The sequence below is a fragment of the Streptomyces sp. NPDC002868 genome, assembly GCF_055563295.1.
Genome location: NZ_JBVHDR010000012.1, coordinates 34,401 through 59,748, shown reverse-complemented (window position 1 = coordinate 59,748; position 25,348 = coordinate 34,401). Strand labels below are relative to the sequence as shown.

At 71.3% G+C, this 25,348-nt stretch carries 21 protein-coding genes; 17 read left to right on the top strand and 4 right to left on the bottom strand.

Going from position 1 to position 25,348, the window contains the following annotated elements:
• Positions 1 to 163: 163 nt before the first annotated feature.
• The 8 genes from ACZ3H8_RS30380 to ACZ3H8_RS30345 all read left to right on the top strand — a co-directional run bounded on the left by ACZ3H8_RS30380 (position 164) and on the right by ACZ3H8_RS30345 (position 10,287).
• The gene (locus ACZ3H8_RS30380) at positions 164 to 2,110 is read left to right on the top strand and encodes an acyl-CoA dehydrogenase family protein (protein ID WP_467407370.1); all 1,947 of its coding nucleotides are present in this window, start codon (positions 164 to 166) and stop codon (positions 2,108 to 2,110) included.
• Between the two features lie 72 nt (positions 2,111 to 2,182).
• Positions 2,183 to 2,932, top strand: a complete 750-nt coding sequence (locus ACZ3H8_RS30375) for a hypothetical protein (RefSeq protein WP_467407369.1) — start codon at positions 2,183 to 2,185, stop codon at positions 2,930 to 2,932.
• Between the two features lie 81 nt (positions 2,933 to 3,013).
• The gene (gene dxr / locus ACZ3H8_RS30370; protein WP_467407368.1) at positions 3,014 to 4,264 is read left to right on the top strand and encodes a 1-deoxy-D-xylulose-5-phosphate reductoisomerase; all 1,251 of its coding nucleotides are present in this window, start codon (positions 3,014 to 3,016) and stop codon (positions 4,262 to 4,264) included.
• On the top strand, positions 4,261 to 5,562 hold the full coding sequence (locus ACZ3H8_RS30365; protein ID WP_467407366.1) for a M50 family metallopeptidase: 1,302 nt from the start codon (positions 4,261 to 4,263) through the stop codon (positions 5,560 to 5,562). Before dxr ends, ACZ3H8_RS30365 begins: the two co-directional genes overlap by 4 nt.
• 187 nt (positions 5,563 to 5,749) lie before the next feature.
• Complete coding sequence (gene ispG, locus ACZ3H8_RS30360; RefSeq protein WP_307660800.1) at positions 5,750 to 6,907, top strand: flavodoxin-dependent (E)-4-hydroxy-3-methylbut-2-enyl-diphosphate synthase; 1,158 nt, start codon at positions 5,750 to 5,752, stop codon at positions 6,905 to 6,907.
• A 173-nt stretch (positions 6,908 to 7,080) separates the two neighbouring features.
• Positions 7,081 to 7,923: a GNAT family N-acetyltransferase gene (locus tag ACZ3H8_RS30355; RefSeq protein ID WP_467407635.1), complete on the top strand. Its 843-nt coding sequence runs from the start codon at positions 7,081 to 7,083 to the stop codon at positions 7,921 to 7,923.
• Positions 7,924 to 7,953: 30 nt separating this feature from the next.
• Complete coding sequence (locus tag ACZ3H8_RS30350) at positions 7,954 to 8,523, top strand: GNAT family N-acetyltransferase (protein WP_467407365.1); 570 nt, start codon at positions 7,954 to 7,956, stop codon at positions 8,521 to 8,523.
• Between the two features lie 69 nt (positions 8,524 to 8,592).
• Positions 8,593 to 10,287: a proline--tRNA ligase gene (locus tag ACZ3H8_RS30345; RefSeq protein ID WP_467407364.1), complete on the top strand. Its 1,695-nt coding sequence runs from the start codon at positions 8,593 to 8,595 to the stop codon at positions 10,285 to 10,287.
• Between the two features lie 272 nt (positions 10,288 to 10,559).
• On the opposite strand, the gene ACZ3H8_RS30340 is transcribed toward ACZ3H8_RS30345, so the two are convergent.
• Genes ACZ3H8_RS30340 through ACZ3H8_RS30330 form a run of 3 tightly spaced genes read right to left on the bottom strand, consistent with a single transcriptional unit; the run spans position 10,560 to position 12,387 of the window.
• Complete coding sequence (locus ACZ3H8_RS30340) at positions 10,560 to 11,435, bottom strand: aminoglycoside phosphotransferase family protein (protein WP_467407362.1); 876 nt, start codon at positions 11,433 to 11,435, stop codon at positions 10,560 to 10,562.
• A gap of 23 nt (positions 11,436 to 11,458) precedes the next feature.
• Complete coding sequence (locus ACZ3H8_RS30335; RefSeq protein WP_467407361.1) at positions 11,459 to 11,890, bottom strand: ferritin-like domain-containing protein; 432 nt, start codon at positions 11,888 to 11,890, stop codon at positions 11,459 to 11,461.
• A complete protein-coding gene (locus tag ACZ3H8_RS30330) occupies positions 11,890 to 12,387 on the bottom strand; it encodes a hypothetical protein (RefSeq protein WP_467407360.1) in 498 nt (165 codons plus the stop codon). Before ACZ3H8_RS30330 ends, ACZ3H8_RS30335 begins: the two co-directional genes overlap by 1 nt.
• 155 nt (positions 12,388 to 12,542) lie before the next feature.
• Between ACZ3H8_RS30330 and rimP the strand changes: the two genes are divergently transcribed.
• The 9 genes from rimP (at position 12,543) to ACZ3H8_RS30285 (ending at position 24,287) form a co-directional block, all read left to right on the top strand.
• Positions 12,543 to 13,040 carry a ribosome maturation factor RimP gene (gene rimP, locus ACZ3H8_RS30325; protein ID WP_467407358.1) on the top strand — a complete coding sequence of 166 codons (498 nt, stop codon included), beginning with the start codon at positions 12,543 to 12,545 and terminating at the stop codon, positions 13,038 to 13,040.
• A gap of 2 nt (positions 13,041 to 13,042) precedes the next feature.
• Positions 13,043 to 14,062: a transcription termination factor NusA gene (gene nusA, locus ACZ3H8_RS30320; protein ID WP_467407357.1), complete on the top strand. Its 1,020-nt coding sequence runs from the start codon at positions 13,043 to 13,045 to the stop codon at positions 14,060 to 14,062.
• Positions 14,063 to 14,153: 91 nt separating this feature from the next.
• Entirely contained in the window at positions 14,154 to 14,432 is a 279-nt protein-coding gene (locus ACZ3H8_RS30315) for a YlxR family protein (RefSeq protein ID WP_307660792.1), read from the top strand.
• Positions 14,433 to 14,579: 147 nt separating this feature from the next.
• Positions 14,580 to 17,684, top strand: a complete 3,105-nt coding sequence (gene infB / locus ACZ3H8_RS30310; RefSeq protein WP_467407355.1) for a translation initiation factor IF-2 — start codon at positions 14,580 to 14,582, stop codon at positions 17,682 to 17,684.
• A gap of 162 nt (positions 17,685 to 17,846) precedes the next feature.
• On the top strand, positions 17,847 to 18,140 hold the full coding sequence (locus tag ACZ3H8_RS30305) for a DUF503 domain-containing protein (RefSeq protein ID WP_467407354.1): 294 nt from the start codon (positions 17,847 to 17,849) through the stop codon (positions 18,138 to 18,140).
• 29 nt (positions 18,141 to 18,169) lie between these two features.
• Positions 18,170 to 18,613 (top strand): 30S ribosome-binding factor RbfA, encoded by a 444-nt coding sequence (gene rbfA, locus ACZ3H8_RS30300; RefSeq protein ID WP_467407353.1) that lies wholly within the window; start codon positions 18,170 to 18,172, stop codon positions 18,611 to 18,613.
• A complete protein-coding gene (truB, locus tag ACZ3H8_RS30295; protein WP_467407351.1) occupies positions 18,610 to 19,536 on the top strand; it encodes a tRNA pseudouridine(55) synthase TruB in 927 nt (308 codons plus the stop codon). The genes rbfA and truB overlap by 4 nt, the downstream gene beginning before the upstream one ends.
• Before the next feature lie 204 nt (positions 19,537 to 19,740).
• On the top strand, positions 19,741 to 23,301 hold the full coding sequence (locus ACZ3H8_RS30290; RefSeq protein WP_467407350.1) for a trypsin-like peptidase domain-containing protein: 3,561 nt from the start codon (positions 19,741 to 19,743) through the stop codon (positions 23,299 to 23,301).
• Between the two features lie 41 nt (positions 23,302 to 23,342).
• Entirely contained in the window at positions 23,343 to 24,287 is a 945-nt protein-coding gene (locus ACZ3H8_RS30285) for a bifunctional riboflavin kinase/FAD synthetase (protein WP_467407348.1), read from the top strand.
• 99 nt (positions 24,288 to 24,386) lie between these two features.
• On the opposite strand, the gene ACZ3H8_RS30280 is transcribed toward ACZ3H8_RS30285, so the two are convergent.
• Entirely contained in the window at positions 24,387 to 25,346 is a 960-nt protein-coding gene (locus ACZ3H8_RS30280; RefSeq protein WP_467407347.1) for an ABC transporter ATP-binding protein, read from the bottom strand.
• Between the last annotated feature and the right edge of the window lie 2 nt (positions 25,347 to 25,348).

Sequence of the window (25,348 nt, the reverse complement as noted above, 5' to 3'; positions counted from 1 at the left end):
GGCCGTCGTCATCGCGCCGGTGCCGTACCTCCAGTGCCGTACGGAGACTGGTGGAGAGGGCAGGAATCGGGTACTACGGACGAGTAGCACCGGTCGGTACGGCGCGCCTCCGTGCCCCCGGCCGAAGCCCCGGAAGTCCCCGACTCGCGGCGAGGTGAGCCTCATGTCCGCTCCACTCCAGAAGACCCAGCCACCGAAGGTCAGTGAGCGCGAAGCACGACAGGTCGCCGAGGCCGCGCGCGAACAGGACTGGCGCAAGCCAAGCTTCGCCAAGGAGCTGTTCCTGGGCCGCTTCCGCCTGGATCTGATCCATCCGCATCCGATGCCCGCTGGTGAGGACACCCGGCGGGGCGAGGAATTCGTCTCGAAACTCCGCGACTTCTGCGAGACGAAGATCGACGGTGCGCTCATCGAGCGCGAGGCGCGGATCCCCGACGAGGTGATCAACGGGCTCAAGGAGCTCGGCGCACTCGGCATGAAGATCGATATCAAGTACGGCGGCCTCGGCCTCACCCAGGTGTACTACAACAAGGCGCTGGCCCTGGTCGGCTCGGCGAACCCGGCGCTTGGCGCCCTGCTCTCCGCCCATCAGTCGATCGGCGTACCGCAGCCGCTGAAGATCTTCGGCACGCAGGAGCAGAAGGACGCGTTCCTGCCACGCCTCGCCCGTACCGACATCTCCGCCTTCCTGCTCACCGAGCCGGACGTCGGCTCCGACCCCGCCCGCCTCGCCACCACGGCCGTCCCGGACGGCGACTCGTACATCCTCGACGGCGTCAAGCTCTGGACGACCAACGGCGTCGTCGCCGACCTCCTCGTCGTCATGGCCCGCGTCCCCAAGGGGGAGGGCCGCAAGGGCGGTATCACCGCCTTCGTCGTCGAGGCGGCGAGCGAGGGCGTCACCGTCGAGAACCGCAACGCGTTCATGGGCCTGCGAGGCCTCGAGAACGGCGTCACCCGCTTCCACCAGGTGCGCGTCCCCGCCGCGAACCGCATCGGCCCCGAGGGCGCCGGCCTCAAGATCGCCCTCACCACCCTCAACACCGGCCGCCTCTCGCTGCCCGCGATGTGCGTCGGCTCCGGGAAGTGGTGCCTGAAGATCGCCCGCGAGTGGTCGGCTGCCCGGGAGCAGTGGGGCAAGCCGGTCGCGAAGCACGAGGCCGTCGGCGCCAAGATCTCCTTCATCGCCGCGACCACATTCGCCCTCGAAGCGGTCGTCGACCTCTCCTCGCAGATGGCCGACGAGGACCGCAACGACATCCGCATCGAAGCGGCGCTCGCCAAGCTCTACGGCTCCGAAATGGGCTGGCTGATGGCCGACGAGCTGGTCCAGATCCGTGGCGGCCGCGGCTTCGAGACGGCGGACTCCCTCGCGGCCCGCGGTGAACGGGCCGTTCCCGCCGAGCAGATGCTGCGCGACATGCGCATCAACCGCATCTTCGAGGGCTCGACCGAGATCATGCATCTGCTGATCGCCCGCGAGGCGGTCGACGCCCACCTCGCCGTGGCCGGCGACATCATCGACCCCGACAAGCCCCTGTCCGCCAAGGCGAAGGCGGGCGCGAACGCCGCGGCCTTCTACGCCCGCTGGCTCCCCAAGCTGGTCACGGGACCGGGTCAACTCCCGCGTACGTACAGCGAGTTCCACCCGGCCGGGCTTCCGGACCTCTCCGGGCATCTGCGCTACGTCGAGCGCTCCGCCCGCAAACTCGCCCGCTCCACCTTCTACGCGATGTCCCGCTGGCAGGGCCGGATGGAGACCAAGCAGGGCTTCCTCGGCCGGATCGTCGACATCGGCGCGGAACTGTTCGCGATGAGCGCGACCTGCGTACGCGCGGAACTGCTGCGCACCACCGGGGAGCACGGCCAAGAGGCGTACCAACTGGCCGACGTCTTCTGCCGCCAGTCCCGCATTCGCGTCGAAGAGCTCTTCACCCGACTGTGGTCCAACACCGACGACCTCGACCGCAAGGTCGTGGACGGCGTCATGTCAGGTACGTACACCTGGCTGGAGCAGGGCATCGTCGACCCGAGCGGCGAAGGCCCTTGGATCGCGGACGCGACCCCGGGTCCGGCCGAACGGGACAACGTGCACCGCCCGATCCGCTGAGAACTCGACCGGACTGGTGTCCCTGCCCCACAATCGACCTTCGATCACGGTCAACACGGAAACGGGGCAGGGATGTTCGGGGCGGGGAATCAGTGCGGTCGGCGGCGGGCGGTCGCCCTGCTTGTGGCGGTCGTCCTCGGCGGTGTCAGCGCCTGCGGCGGCAGTGACGACAAGGGCGGCAAGAGCGGCGAGGCCGACGACAAGCCGTCCGCGTCCGCCCCCAAGGCGCTGACGGAGGCGCAGCTCAAGGCCGTCTCCTTCACCGACGGCGAGAAGATCGGCCCGTACACCGCGTCGGAGTTCACCCTCGGCGCTCCGCTCGGCGAGGACTACACCGCGGACCCCGCCGTCTGCCAGCCCCTCGTCAGCCTCGCCGAGGGCGCCACCGCGCACGACCCCGCCGCCGAGGTCAACCGCGAGGTCGACGTCGCCGACGAGATGGCCGGAATCGGCGTCGCCGTACAGCTGCGCTCGTACGCGAGGGGCGAGGCCGCCGCCGTCATGAAGGCCCTCGCCGCGGCCGGCACCCAATGCGCAGGCGGCTTCGTCGAGGAGCGCGCCATCGCGAAGGCGAAATACCTGAAGGTGGAGCCCGCCAAGGCGCCCGCATTCGGGGACGAGGCCAAGGCGTACCGCTTCACCATCCTCGATGTGAAGGGGAAGCTGAAGCTGTACGAGTACCTCACCGTCGTCCGCTCCGGCTCGACCACGCTCTCCTTCCGTGCCGACTTCCTCGGCACCAAGGACATCGGTGCGGTACCCGCGGAGGTCATGACGGCGCAGTGGGAGAAGTTCGAGGCGGGCCGTAAGTCCGGCGCGTAGGGAAGCGTACGGGGGCGTACAGAGGGGCGTACGCGGGGACGCACTGTCCGGCCGGACAGGACTTGCGGCCACAATGGGGTCATGAGCGACAGCCCATCCCCCCTCGCCGACCCGCATATCGTCTTCGACGCGACCGAAGGCCGCCGGAACATCGTCGTCCTCGGCTCCACCGGGTCCATCGGCACTCAGGCCATCGACCTGGTCCTGCGCAACCCCGACCGCTTCCGAGTCACCGCGCTCTCCGCCGCCGGCGGCCGCGTCGGACTCCTGGCCGAGCAGGCACGGCAGTTGCGGGTCGACACGGTCGCGGTGGCCCGCGAGGACGTCGTGCCCGCACTGCGCGAGGCGCTCGCGGAGCAGTTCGGCACCGAGCCCCTGCCCGAGATCCTGGCCGGGCCTGACGCCGCCACCCAGCTCGCCGCATCCGCCTGCCACACCGTGCTCAACGGCATCACCGGCTCCATCGGCCTCGCCCCCACCCTCGCGGCGCTCGAAGCCGGCCGGACCCTCGCCCTCGCCAACAAGGAGTCGCTCATCGTCGGCGGGCCGCTGGTCAGGGCCCTCGCCAAGCCGGGCCAGATCATCCCGGTGGACTCCGAGCACGCGGCCCTCTTCCAGGCCCTGGCGGCCGGGACGAGGGCCGACGTACGCAAGCTCGTCGTGACCGCGTCGGGTGGCCCCTTCCGCGGCCGTACGAAGGCGCAGCTGGCGGACGTCACCCCCGAGGCCGCCCTCGCGCACCCGACCTGGGCGATGGGCCCGGTGATCACGATCAACTCCGCGACCCTGGTCAACAAGGGGCTTGAGGTCATCGAGGCGCATCTGCTCTACGACATCCCCTTCGACCGCATCGAGGTCGTCGTCCACCCCCAGTCGTACGTCCACTCCATGGTGGAGTTCACGGACGGCTCGACCATCGCTCAGGCCACCCCGCCGGACATGCGCGGCCCCATCGCCCTCGGCATCGGCTGGCCCGAGCGGGTCCCGGACGCAGCCCCCGCCTTCGACTGGTCCAAGGCCTCGACGTGGGAGTTCTTCCCGCTCGACACCGAGGCCTTCCCTTCGGTGGGACTCGCCCGGCACGTGGGGGAGCTGGGCGGAACGGCCCCGGCGGTGTTCAATGCCGCGAACGAGGAGTGCGTGGACGCGTTTCTCGCCGGGCGGCTGCCGTTCAACGGAATCATGGATACGGTCACCGAAGTCGTCGCCGAGCACGGTGAGCCCGCCAAGGGAACCTCGCTCACGGTGGCGGACGTCCTGGAAGCGGAGACCTGGGCCCGGGCGCGGGCCCGGGAACTGGCAGTGAAGGCAACAGCGGAGGCTCGCGCATGACGATTCTGTTGACGGTCCTCGGCATAGCGCTGTTCGCCGTGGGACTGCTGTTCTCCATCGCCTGGCACGAGCTCGGTCACCTCTCGACGGCCAAACTCTTCGGCATCCGCGTGCCCCAGTACATGGTCGGCTTCGGCCCGACCCTCTGGTCCCGGCACAAGGGCGAGACGGAGTACGGCATCAAGGCCATCCCCATGGGCGGCTACATCCGCATGATCGGGATGTTCCCGCCGGGGGAGGACGGCCGGATCGAAGCACGGTCCACCTCGCCCTGGCGCGGGATGATCGAGGACGCCCGCTCGGCCGCCTTCGAGGAGCTGAAGCCCGGCGACGAGAACCGCCTCTTCTACACGCGCAAGCCGTGGAAGCGCGTGATCGTGATGTTCGCGGGACCGTTCATGAACCTGGTCCTCGCCGTCGCGATCTTCCTCGGTGTGGCGATGTCCTTCGGCTTCCCGACCCAGACCACCGAGGTGGCAGGCGTCCAGAAGTGCGTCATCTCGCAGAACGAGAACCGCGACAAGTGCCAGAAGGGCGACCCCGTCTCGCCCGCCCAGGCCGCCGGCCTGCAGAAGGGCGACAAGATCGTCGCCTTCAACGGCGAGCCCGTCGCCGACTGGTCCGAGCTGTCGAATCACATCCGCGAAACGATCGGCCCGGCCACCATCACCGTGGAGCGCGACGGCAAGGAGCAGGTACTCAAGGCCACCCTCGCCCAGAACATGGTGGTCAAGAAGGACGCGGACGGAGAGGCCGTCCCCGGCGAATTCGTCCCGGCCGGCTATCTCGGCTTCGCCGCGCAGACCGAGATCCTCCCGCTCTCCTTCGTCGATTCCATGGACCGCATGGGCGACATGATCCAGAACGGCGCCGAGTCGGTCATCGCGCTGCCGTCCAAGGTCCCCGACCTGTGGAACGCGGCCTTCGGCGACGGTGAGCGCAAGGACGACTCTCCGGTCGGCGTGGTCGGTGCGGCCCGAATCAGCGGCGAGTTGATGAACGTGGACGCCCCGACGCAGAACATCGTCGCGTGGTTCCTGATGCTGCTCGCGGGCTTCAACCTCTCGCTGTTCCTGTTCAACATGCTGCCGCTGCTTCCGCTGGACGGCGGGCACATCGCAGGGGCGCTGTGGGAGTCCGTACGCCGCAATGTCGCGAAGCTGTTCCGGCGTCCCGACCCCGGTCCCTTCGATGTGGCCAAGCTGATGCCGGTCGCCTACGTCGTGGCGGGGATCTTCATCTGCTTCACCCTGCTCGTGCTGGTCGCGGACATCGTCAACCCGGTCAAGATCAGCTGAGCAAACCGCTGTGTCGACGGCCGGACACCCTTTGTGTCCGGCCGTTCACCTCTGCGTTCACCTTTGTATTCACCTTTGAGTGGATTCGACGGCGCGATGTGCTGGGCCGAACCTCAGTGCCGTAATCTCGATGGCTGGAGCCCGCCGATCTCGGGACCACGATCCACACCTTGGGGTTGCACAGCAGATGACTGCAATTTCTCTCGGAATGCCGTCCGTTCCGACCAAGCTCGCCGACCGGAGGGTCAGCCGCAAGATCCAGGTCGGTTCCGTGGCCGTCGGCGGGGACGCCCCCGTATCGGTGCAGTCAATGACGACCACGCGCACCTCGGACATCGGCGCGACGCTGCAGCAGATCGCGGAACTGACCGCGTCCGGCTGCCAGATCGTACGAGTGGCCTGTCCGACCCAGGACGATGCGGACGCGCTCGCCACCATCGCGCGCAAGTCGCAGATCCCCGTGATCGCGGACATCCACTTCCAGCCGAAGTACGTGTTCGCGGCGATCGACGCCGGGTGCGCGGCGGTGCGGGTGAACCCGGGCAACATCAAGCAGTTCGACGACAAGGTCAAGGAGATCGCCCGCGCCGCCGGCGAGACCGGCACCCCGATCCGGATCGGCGTCAACGCCGGTTCGCTCGATGCCCGGCTGCTCGCCAAGTACGGCAAGGCGACCCCCGAGGCGCTCGTCGAGTCCGCGCTGTGGGAGGCGTCGCTCTTCGAGGAGCACGGCTTCCGCGACATCAAGATCTCGGTCAAGCACAACGACCCGGTCGTGATGGTCAACGCCTACCGGCAGCTCGCAGCCCAGTGCGACTACCCCCTCCACCTCGGCGTCACCGAGGCCGGACCCGCCTTCCAGGGCACGATCAAGTCGGCCGTCGCCTTCGGCGCGCTGCTCAGCGAGGGCATCGGCGACACCATCCGGGTCTCGCTGTCCGCCCCGCCCGCCGAAGAGGTCAAGGTCGGCATCCAGATCCTGGAGTCCCTCAACCTCAAGCAGCGCCGCCTCGAGATCGTCTCCTGCCCCTCCTGCGGCCGTGCCCAGGTCGATGTCTACAAGCTCGCCGACCAGGTGAGCGCCGGTCTCGAAGGCATGGAGGTGCCGCTGCGCGTCGCCGTCATGGGCTGCGTCGTCAACGGCCCGGGCGAGGCCCGCGAGGCCGACCTCGGCGTTGCCTCCGGAAACGGCAAGGGCCAGATCTTCGTCAAGGGCGAGGTCATCAAGACCGTGCCCGAGTCGAAGATCGTCGAGACCCTCATCGAAGAGGCGATGAAGATCGCCGAGCAGATGGAGCGGGACGGCATCCTCTCGGGCGAGCCTGAGGTGTCGGTCAGCTCCTGACGTCCCGGTCACAGGCTCCTGTCCGGCCAGAGGTCTCGGCCGGCCGGTGACTGCGTACGGGCCCCGTGCTCGCCCCTTGGCGTGTGGCGGGGCCTTGCGCTGGGCTCGGCACCCCGCAGACCTGCCAGGTACAGTGCGGAGATCAGCAGACCGTATGGTGAGGCCCCCTCGTGTTGACGCAGACCACCACCCGGGTCCTCGAGCCCAGTGACCTCGGCGCAGCGCTCGCCATCCTCGAGAGCGAGCCCGTAGCGAACGCCTTCGTCACGTCCCGCGTCCAGGTCGCCGGACTCGACCCCTGGCGCCTCGGCGGCGAGATGTGGGGCTGGTACGCGGACGGGCGGCTGCGCTCGCTCTGCTACTCCGGCGCCAATCTCGTCCCCATCTGCGCCACCCCCGAGGCCGTGCGCGCCTTCGCCGACCGGGCGCGCAGGACCGGCCGCCGCTGTTCCTCGATCGTCGGCCCGGCCGAGCCCACGACCCAGCTGTGGCGTCTGCTCGAGCCGAGCTGGGGCCCGGCCAGGGATGTCCGCTCCCACCAGCCGCTCATGGTCACCGAGCAGCTCCCCGACACCATCGAGCCCGATCCGTACGTCCGGCGCATCCGCAAGGAAGAGATGGAGGTGATCATGCCGGCCTGTGTGGCGATGTTCACCGAGGAGGTCGGCATCTCCCCGATGGCCGGCGACGGCGGGCTGCTCTACCAGGCCAGGGTGGCCGAACTCATCGGCGCGGGGCGGTCGTTCGCCCGCATCGACGACGGCAGGGTCGTCTTCAAGGCCGAGATCGGCGCGGCCACCACCCAGGCCTGCCAGATCCAAGGCGTCTGGGTCGCACCGGAGTTCCGCGGCCGCGGACTGTCCGAGACCGGTATGTCGGCCGTGCTGCGCTACGCACTCGAGGACGTCGCGCCGGTCGCCAGTCTCTACGTCAACGACTACAACACCGCAGCCAGGGCGGCCTACCGTCGGGTCGGCTTCCGCGAGGTCGGCGCCTTCATGAGCGTGCTGTTCTGACCGTGCGCGACGGCAAGTAGGGTTTCGCGCATGGCAGCACTCTCAGGCGGCGGACCCCACACCCCCAGCGTCGTGGTCGGGCCCGTCGATCTCGCCGCGCGGATCGACGAAGCCCTGGCCGTGCAGGCCCTCGCCTTCGGGCTCAGCGAGGACGAGATCGAAGTGCGCCGCCATATCGTCTACCGCCATCTCATGTACCCCGGGGCCCGTGCGCTGGGCGCGCTGACGGAGTCGGGGCGCCTCGTCGGCTTCGTCTACGGCATGCCGAACGACCGCACCCACTGGTGGTCCACCGTCGTCGAGCCGTATCTGCGCCGCACCGGCACCGACAGCTGGCTCGACGACTCCTTCGTCATCACCGAACTCCATGTCCACCCCGGCTACCAGGGGCGGGGCATCGGCCGCTCGCTGATCACCACGATCACCGACGACGCCGACCAGCCGCGCTCCATCCTCTCCGCGATCGACATCGAGAGCCCGGCCCGCGGCCTGTACCGCACGCTCGGCTACCAGGACCTCGCGCGCCAGGTGATGTTCCCCAGCGCGCCCAGTCCGTACGCCGTAATGGGCGCCCCGCTGCCGCTGCTGCGCGAGAAGTGATTTCCGCCCGCCCGGGCCGCCCGGTTAATCTCCTGAGCATCACCCTTTCTTGACGCAGGAGATTTCCCCATGGCCCAGGTCCAGCGCATGTCCCGTCTGATGGTCAAGACACTGCGCGACGACCCGGCGGACGCCGAGACGCTCAATCACAAGCTGCTGGTGCGCGCCGGCTATGTGCGGCGGACCTCCGCCGGCATCTGGAGCTGGCTGCCGCTGGGCAAGAAGGTCCTGGAGAACATCACCAGGGTCGTGCGCGAGGAGATGGACGCGATCGGCGGCCAGGAGGTGCTTCTCCCGGCGCTCCTCCCCAAGGAGTCGTACGACGCGAGCGGGCGGTACGAGGAGTACGGCGACCTGCTGTTCCGGCTCAAGGACCGCAAGGGCGCTGACTACCTCCTGGGCCCCACCCACGAAGAGATCTTCACGCAGATCGTCAAGGATCAGTGCACGTCCTACAAGGACCTGCCGGTGATCCTCTACCAGATCCAGACGAAGTACCGGGACGAGGCGCGTCCGCGTGCGGGTGTGCTGCGCGGCCGCGAGTTCCAGATGAAGGACTCGTACTCCTTCGACACCACGGACGAGGGCCTGGCCGAGTCGTACGCGCTGCACCGCGAGGCGTACATCCGGATCTTCGAGCGGCTCGGGCTCGACCACCGCATCGTTTCGGCGGTCTCGGGCGCGATGGGCGGCTCGGCGTCCGAGGAGTTCCTGGCGCCCGCGCCGGCGGGTGAGGACACGTTCGTGGACTGCCCGGCGTGTGAGTACGCGGCGAACACGGAGGCCGTGACCTTCACCGCGGTCGCGGCTGACGCCTCGTCCCACGGCCCGGTCGAGGAGCTGGACACCCCCGACACCCCGACCATCGAGACGCTTGCCGCGCACCTGGGCGTGCCGGCGTCGGCGACGCTGAAGAACCTGCTGGTCAAGGTGGACGGCGAGATCACGGCGGTGGGCGTGCCCGGCGACCGTGAGGTGGACCTGGGCAAGCTGGCGGAGCACCTGTCGCCGGCGGAGGTCGAGCTGGTCACCGCGGAGGACTTCGCGGGCCGCCCCGATCTCGTTCGCGGCTATGTCGGCCCGCAGAGCCTGGAGAAGGTCCGCTACATCGCCGACCCGCGGGTGGCGCCGGGCACGGCGTGGGTGACCGGTGCGAACAAGCCGGACAAGCACGCTCGCAATGTGGTGTGCGGGCGGGACTTCGAGGTCGACGAGTACCTCGACGTGGTCGTGGTCCAAGAGGGCGACCCCTGCCCGAAGTGCGGTACGGGCCTCAAGCTCGACCGCGCGATCGAGATCGGCCACATCTTCCAGCTGGGCCGCAAGTTCGCGGACGCGTTCCAGCTCGACGTACTCGGCCAGAACGGCAAGCCGGTCCGCGTGACCATGGGCTCGTACGGCATCGGCGTCTCCCGCGCGGTCGCGGCGCTGGCCGAGCAGACGGCGGACGACAAGGGCCTGTGCTGGCCGCGCGAGATCGCCCCGGCGGACGTCCACGTGGTGGCCGCGGGCAAGGCGCTCCAGACGGAACTGGCCCTGGAGGTCGCGGACCAGCTGTCCGCGGTGGGCCTGCGGGTGCTGGTCGACGAGCGGGCCGGGGTCTCACCGGGCGTGAAGTTCACGGACGCGGAGCTGATCGGCGTCCCCAAGATCGTGGTGGCGGGCCGCCGCGCGTCCGAGGGCGTGGTGGAACTGAAGGACCGCCGCACGGGCGAGCGCGAGGAGCTGTCGGTGGCGGAGGCGGTGGCGCGGCTGCGGGCGTAACGCCTGCGGCGGGCTCACGCGGCGGAGCCGCACATCGATACAGCCCCCGCCCCGCCCCTTCCCGTAACTGGGGGCAAGCCCCCAGACCCCCGTACGCCCTTCGGGCGTGTCCTCAATCGCCGGACGGGCTTGAGTTTCCGCCCGTCCGGCCGAAACTTGAAGCCCGCCCGGGCAAATCCGGCCCCGTGGGGGTCCCCCCGGACGAAGTCTGGGGGAGATTGAGGCGCGGGGTCCGGGGCGGAGCCCCAGTTCGGGAAGGGGCGGGGTGGGGGCTACAACCAGCCCGCGAACTCCAGCGCCGGCTCGCCCTCCCGGCGCCGCCCCGTCGTGATCGCTCTCGTGCCCGATTCCACCGCACGGAACAGCGTCCACCCGCGCAACCGCTCCCGGTCCACATCCAGCGAGTCCGCGAGCTTGTTCACCCGGCGGCGGGCCGCCGACGCGCCCGCGGACGTGGCGATCAGGTCCTCGACGCGGTCGCGGACCAGGCGGGCCAGGTCGTAGGCGCGCTCGCCCACCAGGGGCTCGGGGCCCACCGCGAGCCACGGTGCGCGGTCGGCCGCCAGGACTTTGCCCTGGCGGAAGTTGCCGTGCAGCAGCAGGAGTTCGCGGGCGGACGCGGTGAGCTCGTCCCGGGCGGCCAACGCCGCGGAGACCAGCGAAGCCGTGCCCGGGTCCGCGAACGCCCGCATCGCGTCCGCCTGCCGCGCCGTCCGTTCCGCCACCGTCTCGAAGCTGTGGTCCGCCGGCGGCTCGACCCACAGCCGCCGCACCGTCCCCGCCGCCTCCAGGAGCGCCTTCGCCTCCGGCAGGGACCGCAGCGACACCTCCGGGTGCAGCCGTTCCAGCAGCAGAGCGCCGTCCGCGGAGGCGAGCAGACGGACCGTGCCCCAGCCGTCCCAGTGCTCCAGGGCCGCGCGCTCCAGCTCGGGCGAGGCCGACGGCGGGGCGACCTTCAGTGCCGCCGGCGACCCGTCCGGCTGCCGTACGAGCACGACCAGACTGCTCCGGCCGCCCGGCGCCATCACCCGCTCGACGTCCAGCTCCCACCGGTCCGCCGCCTCCTGGACGGCCTTCGGCAGCTGCCCGAGCCAGCCGTCACTCTCGCCCAGCGCCTGGACCAGTCGCTGCGGCGGTTCGAAAGCCATGCGTCCGTTGTTCCCTTTCCGCTTCAGCGCGCTCGACTCCCGGTCCGCTCGGCGAGCCCAGGAAAGGCTACGCCGCTGCCGCGCCACCGCACCGCACGTACGGCCGCCTCGCGGAGCGCGCCCGCGGCCTCCCGCCGCAGCGGTCCTTCCGCGGCCCGTACGAGATCGGAGTAGACGCCCGCGACCCGGTCCTCCAGCACCGCGGCGAGCCGCACGGCAGCCGCCGAGTCCGGCACCGGAAAGGGCAGTGCGTACGCGGCCGCCGCCGCGGCGGGCGTCCCGCCCAGGTCGCGCACCGTGCGCGCCAGCGCGTCCCGCCGGGCCCGGTGCGCGGCGTACGCGCTGGTGGCCTCGCCCTCGCGGTCGTCGCCGATCCGGCCGCCGACGACCCCGTACCCGTACACCGCCGCGTGCTCCGCGGCGAGCGCGGCCTGTACCGCGTCCAGCGTGCTCATCACGAGCCCTTCTTCGTCAGCAGGTACGCATGCGCGGCCCCGGCCGCCGCGACCGACGCGAGCAGCCGGGCCAGCTCAGGCTCCGCGTCGACCAGGGAGGCGGAGTGCGCGTCGGAGATCCGCCGCTCCGCCGTGGCCAGCGCCTTCAGCGCGGCCGCCGGATCGGCGGGAACTTCCGGCGGAGCGACTGCGGGCAAGGTGGTCACCGCCGGACCCGCGAGCGCCGTGACATGCTCGGCCACCGCCGCCCGCAGAGCCGCCAACTTCTCTGCCAGTGCGGGATGTTGCGCGATGACGGCGTCGTACTGGTCACGCAGCGCCCCGCTCGTCGCCGCCAGCCGACGCCGCAGCGCCGCCTCCGCGCGAGCCGGGTCCGCCGCCGAGCCGGACGTCCGCCGTTGCTCCGGCTCCTCGGTCGAACAGCCCGTCAACACTCCGGCCGCGGCCGCACCTGTCACCATGAGCGCACGCCTGCGTGTCGTCCCCGTGCGCCCCACGCCTGTCTCCTCGGACCTCGCACTGATCATCGCCGCAGGCGAGCGTACCTGCGGGTCCGGCCCAGGTGGACGGCAACACCCCCCGGGACCGGATACCCTTTGATCTGACACGCGACGATCCCAACAACAGCACACGCGGCCGAGGAGTCACCCGGATGAGCACCACCCAGAGCGAGAGGCTGCGCGGGCTGCTGGAACCGCTCGTCAGCGCCGCGGACCTGGATCTGGAAGAGATCGAGGTGTCCCGGGCGGGCAGGCGACGCGTGCTGAGGATCGTCGTGGATTCCGACGAGGGCGCCACTCTGGACGCCTGTGCCGAGCTGAGCCGCGCGATCTCGGAGAAGCTGGACGAGACGGACGCGATGGGCGAGGACGAGTACGTCCTCGAAGTGAGCTCGCCCGGCGCCGACCGCCCGCTGACCGAGCACCGCCACTACGTACGCGCTGTCGGCCGACTGGCCAGGCTCCATCTGCACGGGGACGGCGAGCTGGTCGCCCGCATCCTCACCGTGGACGACGAGGGACTCGACCTCGAGGTGCCGGGCGTGAAGGGGCGCAAGCCCACCGCCCGCCGGGTCGCCTTCGCCGAGATCGCCAAGGCCCGCGTGGAGCTCGAGTTCAACCGCAAGGACAAGAAGGAAGAGGAGGCGTAGCCGTGGACATCGACGTAAAGCTCCTGAAGGGCTTGGCACAAGAGAAGGAGATCCCCTTCGACCTGCTGGTCGAGGCGATCGAGTCGGCCCTCCTCATCGCATACCACCGCACCGAGGGCAGCCGCCGCCACGCCCGTGTCGTGCTCAGCCGCGACACCGGCCATGTGACGGTGTGGGCGAAGGAGGACCCGGCCGACCTCGAAGAGGGCCAGGAGCCCAAGGAGTTCGACGACACCCCCTCCGACTTCGGCCGGATCGCCGCAACCACCGCACGCCAGGTCATTCAGCAGAGGCTGCGGGACGCGGAGAACGACGTCACTTTCGGTGAGTACGCCCGCCGCGAGGGCGATGTCGTCGCCGGCATGGTGCAGCAGGGCAAGGACCCCAAGAACGTCCTGGTCAGGCTGGACGACAAGCTTGAGGCGATCCTGCCGGTGCAGGAGCAGGTGCCGGGCGAGGAGTACACCCACGGCCTGCGCCTGCGTACGTACGTCGTGCGCGTCGCCAAGGGTGTGCGCGGCCCGTCCGTGACCCTCTCCCGCACTCACCCCAACCTGGTGAAGAAGCTCTTCGCGCTGGAGGTTCCGGAGATCGCGGACGGCAGTGTCGAGATCGCGGCAATCGCCCGCGAGGCCGGCCACCGCTCGAAGATCGCCGTCCGCTCGACCCGCTCGGGGCTCAACGCCAAGGGCGCCTGCATCGGCCCGATGGGCGGCCGTGTGCGCAATGTCATGGCCGAGCTGCATGGCGAGAAGATCGACATCGTGGACTGGTCGGACGACCCGGCCGAGATGGTGGCCAACGCCCTCTCGCCGGCCCGCGTCAGCAAGGTCGAGGTTGTGGATCTTGCCGCCCGCTCCGCCCGGGTGACCGTGCCGGACTACCAGCTGTCGCTGGCGATCGGCAAGGAGGGGCAGAACGCCCGGCTGGCCGCCCGCCTCACCGGCTGGCGCATCGACATCCGCCCCGACACGGAGCAGAGCGCCGAGCCCGGCTCCGACCGGGGCTCCGACCAGGACTGAGGACCGACGGCGGGCCTCACCTGGATCAAGACAACAACCGTTCGATTTTTGCCCCAAAGGGGTGAGGTCGGTACGGGGAGGTAGACTGAACGTGTCTGGCCGGACGCATGCCCGCGTATGCCCTGAGCGAACCTGTGTGGGATGCCGGGAGCGAGCGGCCAAGACCGATCTGCTGCGCATCGTGGTGATCGGTGGCGAGTGCGTCCCCGATGATCGCGGTACGCTGCCCGGCCGGGGTGCGTATGTACACCCCGCCTTGGTCTGTCTCGACCTGGCGGTCCGCCGCCGGGCGTTTCCCCGGGCCTTCAGGGCCAAGGGACCGCTCGATACCGCGGAAGTACGCCGGTATGTCGAGCAGGCAGCACAGTAAGAAGAGAACGGCACGGGACCCCGTGCGGTCAGGTACCTCGCGAGTTGGAAGTAGGTCGAGATTGCGATGAGCACTCGATGAGTACGCGATGAGTACGCCCATGAAGTAGCGACGGTCCGGCGGTAACCCGGACCTAAAAGGAGCGAAGTGGCTAAGGTCCGGGTATACGAACTCGCCAAGGAGTTCGGTGTGGAGAGCAAGGTCGTCATGGCCAAGCTCCAAGAACTCGGTGAATTCGTCCGTTCGGCGTCCTCGACGATCGAGGCGCCGGTTGTACGTAAATTGACTGACGCTTTGCAGGGACCCGGCGGCACCGCCGGCAAGTCCGCTGCCAAGCCCGGCGCGCCCCGCAAGGCCGCGCCCGCCAAGCCTGCCGCGCCCTCACCGGCGTCGTCGGCCCGTCCCGCTGCCCCCAAGCCCGGCGCCCCGGCCCCCAAGCCGGCCGCAGCCGAGGCTCCGGCGAGCAGCACCCCCAGCACCCCGTCCGTGGCCCCGGCTTCCGCCGGCCCGCGTCCGGGTCCCAAGCCCGCACCGGCCAAGCCCGCTCCGGCGGCTCCGGTGCCCGCGGCCGAGTTCTCGGCCCCGGCTCCGGCACAGCCCAGCGCGCCGCAGGCCCCGCGTCCCGCGGGTGCCACTCCCGGCCCGCGTCCCGCCCGTCCGGCTCCGGCCGGCGGTCAGCGTGACGGCGGCCGTGACGGTGGCCGTGGTGGCGAGCGTCCGGCGCGTCCCGCCGGTCAGGGCGCCCCGCGCCCCGGCGGTCGTCCGGCCGGTCCCCGTCCGGGCAACAACCCCTTCACCTCGGGTGGCTCCACCGGTATGGCGCGCCCGCAGGCGCCCCGTCCGGGTGGTGCCCCGCGCCCCGGCGGCGGTCAGGACCGTCCCGGCGCCCCGCGTCCGCAGGGTGGTCCCGGCGGCGCTCCCAGGCCTCAGGGTCAGGGCGGCGCCCGTCCGAGCCCCGGCGGCATGCCGCGTCCGCAGGCTCCCCGTCCCGGCGGTGGCCCCGCAGGTAACCGCCCGAACCCGGGCATGATGCCGCAGCGTCCCGCTGCCAGCCCCCGTCCTGGTGGCGGTCCCGGCGGTGGCGGCGGTGGCCGTGGCCCCGGTGGCGGCGGCGGTCGTCCCGGCGGCGCCGGTGGCGGTCGTCCCGGTGGTGGCGGCGGCTTCGCCGGTCGTCCCGCCGGTCCCGGTGGCGGTCGTCCCGGTGGCGGCGGCGGCTTCGCCGGTCGTCCCGGTGGCGGTGGCCCCGGTGGTGGCGGCGGCTTCGGTGGCGGCGGTGGCCGTCCCGGCTTCGGCGGACGTCCGGGTGGTCCCGGCGGCCGTGGTGGCACGCAGGGCGCCTTCGGTCGTCCCGGCGGCCCGGCGCGTCGTGGCCGTAAGTCGAAGCGGCAGAGGCGCCAGGAGTACGAGGCCATGCAGGCCCCGTCGGTCGGCGGTGTGATGCTGCCTCGCGGCAACGGCGAGACCGTTCGCCTGTCGCGCGGTGCGTCCCTCACCGACTTCGCGGAGAAGATCAACGCCAACCCGGCGTCGCTCGTCGCCGTGATGATGAACCTCGGCGAGATGGTCACGGCCACGCAGTCGGTCTCCGACGAGACGCTGCAGCTGCTGGCCGACGAGATGAACTACACGGTTCAGATCGTCAGCCCGGAGGAGGAGGACCGCGAGCTTCTCGAGTCCTTCGACATCGAGTTCGGCGAGGACGAGGGCGGCGAGGAAATGCTCGTCTCCCGTCCGCCGGTCGTGACCGTCATGGGTCACGTCGACCACGGTAAGACCCGACTGCTCGACGCCATCCGCAAGACGAACGTCATCGCGGGCGAGGCCGGCGGCATCACGCAGCACATCGGTGCGTACCAGGTCGGCACCGAGGTCAACGGTGAAGACCGCAAGATCACCTTCATCGACACCCCGGGTCACGAGGCGTTCACCGCCATGCGTGCCCGTGGTGCCAAGTCCACCGACATCGCGATCCTCGTGGTGGCGGCGAACGACGGTGTGATGCCCCAGACGATCGAAGCGCTGAACCACGCCAAGGCGGCCAACGTGCCGATCGTGGTCGCGGTCAACAAGATCGACGTCGAGGGCGCGGACCCGACCAAGGTGCGCGGTCAGCTGACCGAGTTCGGTCTGGTGGCCGAGGAGTACGGCGGCGACACCATGTTCGTCGACATCTCCGCCAAGCAGGGTCTGCACATCGACAGCCTGCTGGAGGCCGTGGTCCTGACCGCGGACGCTTCGCTCGACCTCCGGGCGAACGCCGAGATGGACGCACAGGGTATTGCGATCGAGGCCCACCTCGACCGCGGCCGCGGTGCCGTCGCCACCGTGCTCGTCCAGCGCGGAACGCTGCGCGTCGGCGACACGATGGTCGCCGGTGACGCGTACGGCCGTGTCCGGGCGATGCTCGACGACAACGGCAACAACGTCGAGGAAGCGGGTCCGTCGACCCCCGTCCTGGTCCTGGGTCTCACCAACGTCCCCGGCGCCGGCGACAACTTCCTGGTCGTCGACGAGGACCGTACGGCCCGTCAGATCGCCGAGAAGCGCGCCGCGCGTGAGCGCAACGCCGCCTTCGCCAAGCGCACCCGCCGGGTGTCCCTCGAGGACCTCGACAAGGTGCTCAAGGCCGGTCTTGTGCAGGATCTCAACATCATCATCAAGGGCGACGCGTCCGGTTCGGTGGAGGCTCTCGAGTCCTCGCTGCTCCAGCTCGACGTCGGCGAAGAGGTCGAGATCCGCGTTCTCCACCGTGGTGTGGGTGCGGTCACCGAGTCCGACATCGACCTGGCGATGGGCTCCGACGCCATCGTCATCGGCTTCAACGTCCGTGCGGCCGGCCGTGCCGCGCAGATGGCGGAGCGCGAGGGCGTCGACGTCCGGTACTACTCGGTGATCTACCAGGCCATCGAGGAGATCGAGGCGGCCCTCAAGGGCATGCTCAAGCCGGAGTACGAAGAGGTCGAGCTCGGCACGGCGGAGATCCGCGAGGTCTTCCGCTCGTCCAAGCTGGGCAACATCGCGGGTGTTCTCATCCGCTCCGGCGAGGTCAAGCGCAACACCAAGGCCCGGCTCATCCGCGACGGCAAGGTCATCGCGGAGAGCCTCAACATCGAGGGTCTGCGCCGCTTCAAGGACGACGTCACCGAGATCCGCGAAGGCTTCGAGGGCGGTATCAACCTCGGAAACTTCAACGACATCAAGGTCGACGACGTCATCGCGACGTACGAGATGCGCGAGAAGCCGCGAGGCTGATGCGGCCGGGGGCGTAGCCCCCTAGGCAGCACTGCGGTCCGGGGCCGGTCGGCGGAGAGTATTTCCGTCGATCGGCCCCGGCCGTTGCGTGTACGGTTCTTGTGTCCCTGCCAAGTGACGGAGGGGCCCTCTAACCCGTACCGGCGGGACATCCGGACATACATGTATGTGGGGACACTGTCCTTCGATCTGCTCCTCGGCGACGTACGGTCGTTGAAGGAGAAACGCTCCGTGGTCCGCCCGATCGTGGCCGAGCTCCAGCGCAAATACGCGGTGAGCGCGGCGGAAGTGGGCGGACAGGACCTCCACCGCAGGGCCCAGATCGGCCTGGCAGTGGTGTCCGGGGACACGGGGCACCTCACAGACGTACTCGACCGGTGCGAGCGCCTTGTCGCCGCCCGGCCGGACGTGGAGCTGCTGTCGGTGAGACGCAGGCTCCACAGCGACGAAGACTGAATGAGCAAGGCAGAGAAGGAGAAGGACCAGTGGCCGACAACGCGCGGGCGAAGAAGCTGGCAGACCTCATCCGGGAGGTGGTCGCCGAGAAGCTGCAGCGCGGCATCAAGGACCCTCGCCTGGGTACGCACGTGACCATCACGGACACCCGCGTCACCGGTGACCTGCGGGAGGCCACGGTCTTCTACACGGTTTACGGCGATGACGAGGAGCGGGCCAGCGCGGCAGCCGGGCTGGAGAGCGCCAAGGGCATCCTGCGCTCGTCCGTCGGCGCCGCGGCGGGGACGAAGTTCACGCCGACCCTGACGTTCGTGGCGGACGCGCTCCCGGAGACCGCCAAGACGATCGAGGACCTCCTCGACAAGGCGCGGGCCTCCGACGCCAAGGTGCGCGAAGCCTCCTCCGGCGCCACGTACGCCGGCGAGGCCGACCCGTACCGCAAGCCCGAGGACGAGGACGAAGCCTCGGAATGACACAGCAGAACAAAACTCCCCCGGCCACCGCTGGGAGGGGCCCCCAGGACGGCCTTGTCATCGTCGACAAGCCGTCCGGCTTCACTTCGCACGACGTCGTCGCCAAGATGCGCGGGATCGCCAGAACCCGCCGCGTCGGGCATGCGGGGACGCTCGACCCCATGGCCACCGGAGTGCTGGTGCTGGGCGTCGAGAAGGCCACCAAGCTGCTCGGGCACCTCGCGCTGACCGAGAAGGAGTACCTCGGCACCATCAGGCTGGGGCAGAACACCGTCACCGACGATGCGGAGGGCGAGATCACGTCGTCCGTGGACGCCTCCGGGGTTTCCCGGGAGGCCGTCGACGCGGGCGTGGCCAAGCTGACCGGCGACATCATGCAGGTGCCGTCGAAGGTTAGCGCCATCAAGATCGACGGCAAGCGGTCGTACGCGCGCGTACGCGGCGGCGAGGACTTCGAGATCCCGGCCCGTCCGGTGACCACCTCCTCGTTCCGGGTGTACGACGTCCGGGAAACGGTGGCCGAGGACAATACGCCGGTCGTCGACCTGGTCGTATCGGTGGTCTGCTCCTCCGGTACGTACATCCGCGCCCTCGCCCGTGACCTCGGCGCCGATCTCGGCGTCGGCGGGCATCTGACCGCGCTGCGCCGCACCAGGGTCGGTCCCTACGGCCTGGACGCGGCGAAGACGCTCGAGCAGCTCCAGCAGGAGCTGACCGTGATGCCGATCGCCGAGGCGGCCGCGGCCGCCTTCCCGCGCTGGGACGTGGACGAGAAGCGCGCCAAGCTGCTCACCAACGGTGTACGGCTGGACATGCCGGCGTTCGACACCGCGCCGGTGGCGGCCTTCGGGCCCGACGGGCGGTTCCTGGCGCTGGTGGAGGAGCAGAAGGGCAAGGCCAAGAGCCTCGCCGTCTTCGGCTGAGCGCACTGGCCCGGGGTTGACCCCACCGTGGAACGGGCAGGGTCACTGCCCGTTCCACGATCCCCCTCGGGAGAAGGTCTATCCGCCGCCGCCCCCGGATTCACCCCTTCGGGCAGGCGCTCGGAGTGACCGAGGGTGCACTGAGGGGGCGCTTTCGGTACGCCTCCTTCTCCCGGTGATCACCGCCGACCTAACGTCGACACCATGGGACGCGGGGACCTGGCGACGCTGGTACACATCTGCGATCTGGCGGGGCGGCCGCGCGGGACCGGGTTCGTCGCCGACGAGCTCGGCACGGTCGTGACCAGCCATGAGGCGGTCGACGGGCTGGTACGGGTGGTGCTGCACGCGCCCGGCGACCGCACCTGCCTCGCCGAGGGCGACGCCATCGTCCCCCTGCCGGAGGTCGGCCTGGCGCTGGTGCGCACCGAGGGGCTCGGGGTGCGGCCGCTGCCGATCAGCGCGCGGGAGCGGGTCGCGGCGGGCACGTACGTACGGCTCGCCGCTCGCGGCTGGCGTGAGGCGCGCGTGCTCGGCACTGCCCAGGTGACGTACACCGCGGCCGATCGCTGCCATCTGGTCGGCGACGCCCTGGAGTTGGCGATCGGGACGGACGGCAGCGACGCGCTGCGGCTGGGCGGCGAGGCCGCCGGGGGACCGGTGCTCGACTCCTCGACCGGCGCGGTGCTCGCCGTCCTCGGCACCGCGCTGCAATCCGGACACCGGGCGGCCGGGTTCGCGCTGCCGCTGCGGGCCACCGGCCGGCCGCCGGACGGGCCGCTCGCCGAGCTGCTGCGGCGTAACGCGGCGACCGTCCCCGGTTACGGGCACGACCTCAACCTCGCGGCCGTGCTGAAGCTCACCGCGACCTCCGTGGGGTCGGCCGCAGGGCCGGGCGCCGGGCCCGATCCGGTGGAACGACCGGACACGGTAAGGGAGTTCGCCTCCTTCACCGCCCTGGTGATGGGGCTCGTCGGCGATCCGGGAACGGGCCGCACGACCGAACTCGCCGCGCTCGCCGCGCGGCGGGCCCGCGGACCGGAACCCGCACCCACCGTGTGGCTGCGCGGCGCCGATCTGCACGCCGGCGACACCTCGGTCGCCGACGCCGTCGCGCGCACCCTCAAACAGGCGGGCCGCATCCTCGCCGCTTCGGGCGCGCGCGGCGACATGGACTGCGTCACCCCGGAGCTGGTCGCGCGCCGCGCCCGTGAGGCCGGGCGACCGCTGCTCGTGCTGCTCGACGGGCCCGAGGAGATGCCGCCCGTACTGGCCCACCGGCTCCCCGACTGGACGGCGGGGACCGTGAACTGGCTGAGTTCCTGCGGTGTGCGGATGATCGTCGGCTGCCGGCCCGAGCACTGGGAGCAGGCCGGGGCGCTGTACCCGCCGGATGTACTGCACCGGCCCGCCACGCCCGCGCACCGGCTGCCGCCCGCCCTGCACATCGCCGCACTGTCGGTCGGCGAGGCGGAGCGCGCACGGGAGCGGTACGGGCTCCCGGCCGGGGTGATCGCCACCGCGGACGAACGGCATCCGCTCGCGCTGCGGCTGCTCGCGGAGGTACGGAAGGCGCTGCCCGGCGAGGTGCCGGGGCGGCCGTCCCGCGAGGACGTCTTCACCGCGCATCTGGACATGCTGTGCCTGCGGATCGCGGTCCGCGTCGCCGCGGCCTCCCGGCCGCCGCTGCGGGCTTCCGCCGTGCGCAGGCTCGCGGCGAAGGTGGCGGGCCAGGTCCACGAGGCGGCGCGGCGCTGTCTCGGGCCCGGGCTGGGGGAGCTGGACCGTGAGTCCTTCGAGGAGATCTTCCCGTGGGGAACCGGGTGGGCATCCGCAGTGCTCACCGAGGGCCTGCTGGTTCCGGCGGGCGCCGGCTACCGCTTCGCGCACGAGGAGTTCGCCGACTGGGTCCAGGGCGCGCACCTCGACCTCGATGCGGCGCTCCACTCCCTGGTCCACCGCCGGCACGCGCGGGCGGCGCCGGTGGAGCTGCCTTCGCGGCCGGGGACCAGCGGTCGGGGGAGCGGCTATGTGCCGCCGCCGCCCGGCTCGGGGGAGCCAGAACCGCGCTCGCTGCCGGTTCCGCGGCATCGCATCGGCCCGGTGGTGCAGGCCCTACTGCTCCTCGACCGGGTGCACGGCCCCGGGCAACTGGCGTGCAGGCTGGAGAAGTTGGTCGAAGCGCTGGACGGGCTGGAGGACCCCGGTTGCGAGGCGGGCGCGCGGCTCGACGACGCCCGGTGGTGGGGAGCCCATCTGTTGGGGGAGGCGCTGCTGCGGGTGCCCGACGCCGGGGCGTACCTCCCGGTGCTTCGGCTGCTCGCGGAGCGGATCACCCGGCGCTGCGTACGCGAAGGCGGGCCCCGAAACCTGGGCGGGCTCGGCGAGTTCGGGCCGTGGTTCTGGGAGCGGCTGCGGGTGACCGAGGCCCAGCGGCTCGATCTGCTGCGACGGCTCGTGCCCGCGGACCCGGTCCCGGGGCATCGCACGGAGCCGCGCTATCTGGATTCCGTCGTCGCGCGGCTCGCCGCCGAGCCCAGCGCCGTACAGCCGATGCTCTGCCGCTGGTTCACCGACAGTACGCCGCTTCCCGCCGGCCCCGATGCCGAGGTCCGGCCCACCGTGGCCGCCGCCGCACAGGCCCTCCTCTACGCCCGCCGCGGCCTCGCCGTCGACGACCTCACCGAGGCCCTCGTCGCGACCGCCCACCCCCGCGCCGACGAGCTGCTGGCCGCGCTCGCCGATGAGGAGCCGTCCGCCCTGTGCCGGGCCGTCGACCGCTGGGCGCTCGACCCGCGGCCCGAGCGGCGGGTCGCGGCCGCCGCCTACGGACTGGCCACCGTCGCCCGGGTCACCACCGACGCCGACCGCGAGCTGCTCAGGTACGCCGCCCTCGCCCTGCTCGCCAGACCCGCCGACACCGCCCTGCACGCCTCAGCCCTCGCCCTCCTGGTCCACGATCCGGACACCCGGTCCCGCTATCTGGCCAGGGCGCTCGAGGCCTTCGGGGCCGGCGACCCGGGACTGCCCGCGAGCGCGCTGGCCGCCGCGCTCACCACGCACCCCGAGCCCGTCCTGGCCGCCTTCCGGGCGCGGCTGCACCAGCCCGGGGACGGCGCGGGGGAAGTGCTGCGGGCCCTCGCCGAGGTCACCACCCCCGCGTCGGCCCGCCGTGCCGCCGCGCTCGTCGGCGAGTACATCGACCACCGGCCCGAAGGCGCGGCCCACGCCGCCGCCTACGTCGACCGCCGCCTGGAACACGGCCCGGCCGCCCGCGCCATCCTGTTCCCACTGGTCACCGGCCTGCTGCGGGGCCGGCCCGGCCGGGTCCGGATGGCCCTCGTGCCCGTCCTCGCGGCACCGGGCAGCCGGGCCTCGCGGCCGCTGCGGGCCGAGCTCCTCGACGTACTGCTGGACCACGAGCAGTACGCGACACGTGACCTCGCCGTCCTCGACGCCCTGCTGCGGGCCGCCGCGCACGGCTGCGCGACCCGGCCCGAAGCCCGAACCCGCGAGCTCGTCCGCCGCGCCGGTCTGCTCCTCGTCCGCACCCCCGACGGCGCGACCTGCTTCGACCGGCGGCTCGTGGAGCTGGCCCGCGAGGTCCCCGGCTTCGCCGCGCTCGTCGCGGGGTGGCTGGACCGGGCCCCGCAGGAGTGGGCAGCGGTGGTCGGCCCGAGCGCGCGCCGGATGGTCGAGACCCTCGGCAGCCCGATGCCGATGCGAACCGACAGTCGCGGGCATGGCAGTCTTAGACCTGCGTAACCGGCAATGACGTACACAGGTTCGGGCGAGGAGCGGTCACAGTGCAGCGCTGGCGTGGCTTGGAGGACATCCCCCAGGACTGGGGACGCAGCGTCGTCACCATCGGCTCCTACGACGGGGTCCACCGCGGACACCAGCTGATCATCGGGCGGACCGTGGAACGGGCACACGAGCTCGGGGTGCCGTCGGTCGTCGTGACCTTCGACCCGCACCCGAGCGAGGTCGTCCGCCCCGGCAGCCATCCGCCGCTGCTCGCGCCGCACCACCGGCGCGCCGAGCTGATGGCGGAGCTGGGCGTGGACGCGGTGCTGATCCTTCCCTTCACGAGCGAGTTCTCGAAGCTGTCGCCCGCGGACTTCATCGTGAAGGTCCTGGTCGACAAGTTGCACGCGTGCGCGGTCATCGAGGGCCCGAACTTCCGCTTCGGCCACAAGGCGGCGGGGAATGTCGCGTTCCTCGCCGAGCTGGGCGCGACGTACGACTACGAGGTCGAGGTCGTCGACCTCTTCGTGAGCGGCGCGGCGGGCGGCGGCGAGCCCTTCTCCTCGACCCTGACGCGCCGCCTGATCGCCGCCGGCGACGTCGAGGGCGCGGCGGAGATCCTGGGCCGCCCGCACCGCGTCGAGGGCGTGGTGGTGCGGGGCGCGCAGCGCGGCCGTGAGCTGGGCTACCCGACGGCGAACGTGGAAACGCTGCCGCACACGGCGATCCCGGCGGACGGGGTGTACGCGGGGTGGCTGACGGCGGCGGGCGAGTGGATGCCGGCGGCGATCTCGGTGGGCACGAACCCGCAGTTCGACGGCACGGAGCGGACAGTGGAGGCGTACGCGATCGACCGGGTGGGGCTGGATCTGTACGGGCTGCATGTGGCGGTGGACTTCTTGGCGTATGTGCGGGGGCAGGAGAAGTTCGACTCGATCGAGGCGTTGCTGGATGCGATTGCGGCGGACGTCAAGAAGTGCCGCGAGCTGACAGCAGCGGCGTAGCGCCGGGCGGCGCGGAGGCCTCTCCGGGTGCCCGGTCCGGGGCGCGGGCCCTTGGGCTGACGGTGCTCCCCGGTCCGCGTCAGCCCCCCATGTGCCCTCTCACGCCCAGTGGCACGCCACCCCCGCCCCACCCAGCACTCCCATCTCCTCCGACCGGCACCTGTCCGCCACCCCCGCCCTCTCCGCCTCGCCCGACGCCAGCACCTGGCAGCGCGCGTGGAAGCGGCAGCCTCCCGGGATGCGGGACGGGTCCGGGGGTTCGCCCGTCAGGACCACCGGGGGGATCGCCGAGTCCGGGAGGACGGACAGCAGCGCCTGGGTGTAGGGGTGTTGGGGACTCGTCAGCACGTCCTCGACGGTGCCGCACTCCACGATCCGGCCCAGGTACATCACCGCCACCCGGTCCGCGATGTTCCACGCGAGCCCCAGGTCGTGGGTCACCACCAGCGCGGACAGGCCCAGATCGTCCCGCAGGCGCAGCAGCAGCGCGAGGATCTCGCCGCGTACGGACGCGTCCAGTGAGGCCACCGGCTCGTCCGCGACGATCAGTTCGGGTTCCAGGACCAGCGCCCCGGCGATGACGACGCGCTGGCGCTGGCCGCCCGAGAGCTCGTGCGGGTAGCGCAGGAAGAAGCGCTCCGGCGGCCGCAGCCCGGCCCGCGAGAGCGCCTCGGCCACGGCAGGGCGTTCGTCCCCGGTGTACCCGTGGATCCGCAGGCCCTCGGCCACCGCGTCGTACACCGTGTGCCGCGGGTTCAGCGAGCCGCTCGGGTCCTGGAGGACCAGCTGGACGCGCCTGCGGTACGACTTCAGCGCGCGGGAGGTGTACGACAGGGGCGCACCGCCGAAGGTGACCGCGCCGGACGTAGGCGGCACCAGGCCCAGCAGTGAGCGAGCCAGCGTCGTCTTCCCGCAGCCGGACTCGCCGACCAGGGCGACGATCTCGCCCGCGCCGATGTCGAGGTCGACGCCGTCGACGGCACGGGCGGCCGGCCCGCCGCGCCGCCCGGGGAAGGTGACGTGCAGACCGGTGGCCGAGAGCAGGGGAGTGGTGGTCATGA